Genomic DNA, 4,073 nt, shown 5'->3' with positions numbered 1-4,073 from the left:
CATTCTCCACTGCGGAGGGGGCGACGACGGTCGCGACGATGGGGGCGAGCAGGGCCGTCACTTCAGGCGCGTCGACGATCGGCAGCGCCGACCACGGGAACACGATCCAGTCGTCGGTCTCGCGCCAGGTGTAGTCCGGGACCAGGACCGTGCGCGGCTTGGTGTACAGGGTCGCGCAGCGCACCTCGGCCGCCGACTCCCGCAACATCGCGAGCACGAGCGCGAGGGTGCGCCCCGAGTCGGAGACGTCGTCGACGAGCAGCACGCTGAGTCCGGCAAGTGCCGGCGCGTCGAGCATCGGACCGGAGAGCACCGGCTCGGGCAGGCGTTCGTCGACCCCGGTGTAGAACTGCACGTTGATGCTGCCGCAGTTCTTCGTGCCGAGCGCGTACGACATCGCGCCCGCGAGCAGCAGGCCGCCGCGCGCGATCGCGATCACGACGTCCGGGTGGAATCCGCTCGACAGCACGTCGACGGCCAGTTGCCGCGAGGCAGCGGCGAAGTCCTCCCAGCCGAGGATTTCCCGCTGGATGCCGGTCGTGTCAGTTGCTGAGTCGTCTGCTTCGAATGCCATTGTCCAATGGTAGGTCACCGGCCGGTTGGAGGTCGGGTTCCGGTTCAGCGGCGAGGTGCCGTTCCGGGTGCCCGTCATAGAGCGAGAGCGGCCGGATCAGGGAGTTCGAAGCGGTCTGTTCGATGATGTGCGCGGTCCAGCCGGCGATCCGGGAGGCCACGAAGAGGGGCGTGAAGGTCAGGGTGTCGAAGCCCATCAGGTAGTACGCCGGTCCCGACGGGTAGTCGAGGTTCGGCAGGATACCGGTGCGCTCCTTCATCCCCGCCGCGAGGCGCTCGTAGAGCTCGATCAGGTCCGGGCGCTGGTAGTGCTCGACCAGGGTGAGCAGCGCGGTCTTCATCGTCGGCACCCGGGAGTCGCCGTGCTTGTAGACGCGGTGCCCGAAACCCATCACCTTGTGATGCGCGTCGAGGGTCTCCTTGAGCCAGGCATCCGCTCGTTCGCCGGAGCCTTCGCCGAGGCCGATCTGCTCGAACGTGTGCATCACGGCTTCGTTGGCGCCGCCGTGCAGCGCACCCTTGAGGGCGCCGACCGCCCCGGTGATCGCCGAGTGCAGGTCGCTCATCGTGGACGTGATCACGCGCGCGGTGAAGGTGGATGCGTTGAAGGAGTGGTCGGCGTACATGATCATCGACACGTCGAAGGCCTCGACGACGACGAGTTCCGGCACCTCGCCGAAGGTCATGAACAGGAAGTTCGCCGAGTAGCCGAGGTCGTCGCGCGGTTCGATCGGCTCGAGCCCGTGGCGGCGGCGCTGGTCGTAGGCGACGATCGCGGGCATCTGGGACCAGAGCCGCAGGCCCTTGGCCTTGTTCGCCTCCGGGGAGGCGTCGTCGACCTGCGGGTCGAAGGCGCCGATCAGGCTCACGGCGGTCCGCACGACGTCCATCGGGTGCGCGGTCAGGGGAAGCTCGTCGATCACGCGGCGCACGGCGGGCTGGAGGTGGCGGAGGGACCGCTCCTCGTCTTCGAACGCGGCGAGCTCGTCGGGCGTCGGGAGTTCGCCGTTCCAGAGCAGGTAGGTGACCTCCTCGAAGCTCTTCTGCGCGGCGAGTTCCTGCACCGGGTAGCCCCGGTAGAGCAGGGAGTTCGACAGGTCGTTGACCTTCGAGACGCGGGTGCGGTCGACCACGATTCCGGCGAGGCCCTTGTAGACCGTCGGTTCGGTGACGGCTGGTTCGTTCTGACTCATGTCGCTCCTTCGCGTGCGGTGAGTGCGTGGTTACGCGGGCAGGGTGTTAGGCGGGCAGGGTGGGGTTGAGGGTGAAATTGAAAACGCCGGAGTCGAAGTGATTGTACGACTCGTAGTCGAGCAGTTCGTAGAGCTTCGAGCGGTGCTGCATCTCTGGCAGCATCGACTCGAGCGAGCCGTGTTCGACGATCGCGTCGAGGCCGCGGTCTGCGGCGCCCATCGCGAGGCGCAACAGCGAGACGGGGAAGATCACGAGGTTCATCCCGACATCGGCGAGCTGCTGCACGGTGAAGAGCTCCCCCTTGCCGAACTCGGTCATGTTCGCGAGCACGGGCACGTCGACGGCCGCACGGATCGCCGCGAATTCGGCGAGCGACGCCATCGCCTCGGGAAAGATCGCGTCGGCGCCCGCGTCGACGAGTGCCTTCGCCCTGTCGACGGCCGCGGCGAGACCGTCGACGGCACGGATGTCGGTGCGCGCCATCACGAGGAAGTTCGGGTCCCTGCGGGCATCGACGGCCGCGCGGATGCGCTTGCTGGCCGTGTCGAGGTCGACGACCTGCTTGCCGTCGAGGTGGCCGCAGCGCTTCGGGTTGACCTGGTCCTCGATGTGCATTCCGGCGAGGCCGGCGTCCTCGAGGGTCTGCACGGTGCGCGCGACGTTCATCGGCTCGCCGAATCCGGTGTCGGCGTCGACGATCGCGGGCAGGTCGGTCATCCTGGCGATCTGCTGGCTGCGCCCGGCGACCTCGGTGAGGGTGGTCAGGCCGATGTCGGGCAGGCCGAGGTCTGCGGAGAGCACGGCGCCGGAGATGTAGACGCCCTCGAAGCCCTTCGCCTCGATCAGGCGGGCGGAAAGCGGGTTGAATGCCCCGGGGAACCGGAGCAGGCGTCCGCTGGCCAGGTCGCGGCGGAAACCCTCGCGCTTGGCGGCGGGGGTGCGTGTCGAATACAACATCAGAAGATTCCATTCGGGATGGGGACCGAGGTGAGCAGGCCGTTGCGGGCCACGATGGTGAGCTGGTCGAGGTCGTCGGCGGCGAGGTCGGGCAGGCGTTCGGCGGCGTCGAGGAAGCGCAGGATCTCGCCCTCCTCGAGCACGCCCGCGGCGAGGGTGCGGAACTTGTCAATGTACTCCGCCCGGCCGAAGGGCTGCGCGCCGAGCGGATGCGCGTCGGCGACGGCGAGCTCGTCGACGATCCGCTTGCCATTGGCCAGCTCGATCTCGACCCGGCCGCCGAAGGCCTTCTCGGCGGGGTCGAGCGAGTGGTAGCGCCGGGTCCACTCGACGTCCTCCTCGGTCGTGACCTTGTTCCAGAGGGCGATGGTGTCCGCGCGGCTCGCGCGTTCCGGCCGGTAGGAGTCGACGTGGTGCCAGCTGCCGTCCTGCAGTGCAACGGTGAAGATGTACGGGATCGAGTGGTCGAGGGTCTCCCTTGTCGCACTCGGGTCGTACTTCTGCGGGTCGTTCGCACCGGAGCCGATCACGTTGTGGGTGTGATGGCTCGTGTGGATCACGATCCGGGTGATGTTGGCCGGGTCGGCGAGTTCCGGGTGCTCGCGGTAGAGCTTGCGGGCGAGGTCGATGAGGGCCTGGGCCTGGTACTCGGCGGAGTGTTCCTTCGTGTAACTGTCCAGGATGGCCCGCTTGGCCTCGCCCCGGCCCGGCAGGGCGACCTGGTAGGAAGCCTCCGGACCGTCGAGGAGCCACGCGATGACGCCGTCTTCGCCCTCGTAGATCGGGGTCGGACTCGTCTCGCCGCGCATGGCGCGGTCGACGGATTCGACGGCCATCTTGCCGGCGAATGCGGGCGCGTACGCCTTCCAGCTCGAGATCTCACCCTTGCGGGACTGCCGGGTGGCCGTTGTGGTGTGCAGGGCCTGGCCGATGGCCTGGAAGATCGTCTCGGTGTCGAGGCCGAGCAGGGTGCCGATCCCGGCGGCGGCCGACGGGCCGAGGTGGGCGACGTGGTCGATCTTGTGCGCGTGCAGGCTGATCGCCCGCACGAGGTCGATCTGGATCTCGTAGCCGGTCGCGATCCCGCGCACGAGGTCCCGCCCGCTCAGGCCGCGGGTGACGGCGAGGTGCTGGGCGACGGCGAGGACCGGCGGGATGTTGTCGCCGGGGTGGGAGTACTCGGCGGCGAGGAAGGTGTCGTGGTAGTCCAGCTCGCGGACGGCGACGCCGTTGGCCCACGCCGCCCATTCCGGCGAGACCCGGCGGGAACGCTGTTCGCCGAACACGGTCGCGCCGACGCCGTTGAAGGAGCGCGGATGCGCGAGCGCCTGCGAGCGCGCGGCGACGAC

At 68.6% G+C, this 4,073-nt stretch carries 4 protein-coding genes; all 4 read right to left on the bottom strand.

What is annotated here, in order from left to right:
* On the bottom strand, positions 1-574 hold a 574-nt coding region (locus QN345_RS16295), incomplete at its 3' end, for a phosphoribosyltransferase (protein WP_323508885.1).
* Positions 543-1,766 carry a bifunctional 2-methylcitrate synthase/citrate synthase gene (locus QN345_RS16290; RefSeq protein ID WP_134449796.1) on the bottom strand — a complete coding sequence of 408 codons (1,224 nt, stop codon included), beginning with the start codon at positions 1,764-1,766 and terminating at the stop codon, positions 543-545. The genes QN345_RS16290 and QN345_RS16295, both read right to left, overlap by 32 nt.
* A 46-nt stretch (positions 1,767-1,812) precedes the next feature.
* Positions 1,813-2,724 carry a methylisocitrate lyase gene (gene prpB / locus QN345_RS16285; protein ID WP_134449795.1) on the bottom strand — a complete coding sequence of 304 codons (912 nt, stop codon included), beginning with the start codon at positions 2,722-2,724 and terminating at the stop codon, positions 1,813-1,815.
* Positions 2,724-4,073, bottom strand: a 1,350-nt coding sequence (locus QN345_RS16280; RefSeq protein ID WP_323508884.1) for an MmgE/PrpD family protein, incomplete at its 5' end; no start/stop codon positions are given. The genes prpB and QN345_RS16280, both read right to left, overlap by 1 nt.

The sequence above is a fragment of the Cryobacterium sp. 10I1 genome (assembly GCF_035019805.1).
Lineage (GTDB): Bacteria > Actinomycetota > Actinomycetes > Actinomycetales > Microbacteriaceae > Cryobacterium > Cryobacterium glucosi.
The sequence above is the reverse complement of the archived record's forward strand: the minus strand, read 5'-3'. Positions and strand labels throughout refer to the sequence as shown.

Bases quoted from the DNA above. Each gene is read 5' to 3' on its own strand.
- prpB (WP_134449795.1), bottom strand. From the start codon at position 2,724: ATGTTGTATTCGACACGCACCCCCGCCGCCAAGCGCGAGGGTTTCCGC.
- QN345_RS16290 (WP_134449796.1), bottom strand. From the start codon at position 1,766: ATGAGTCAGAACGAACCAGCCGTCACCGAACCGACGGTCTACAAGGGC.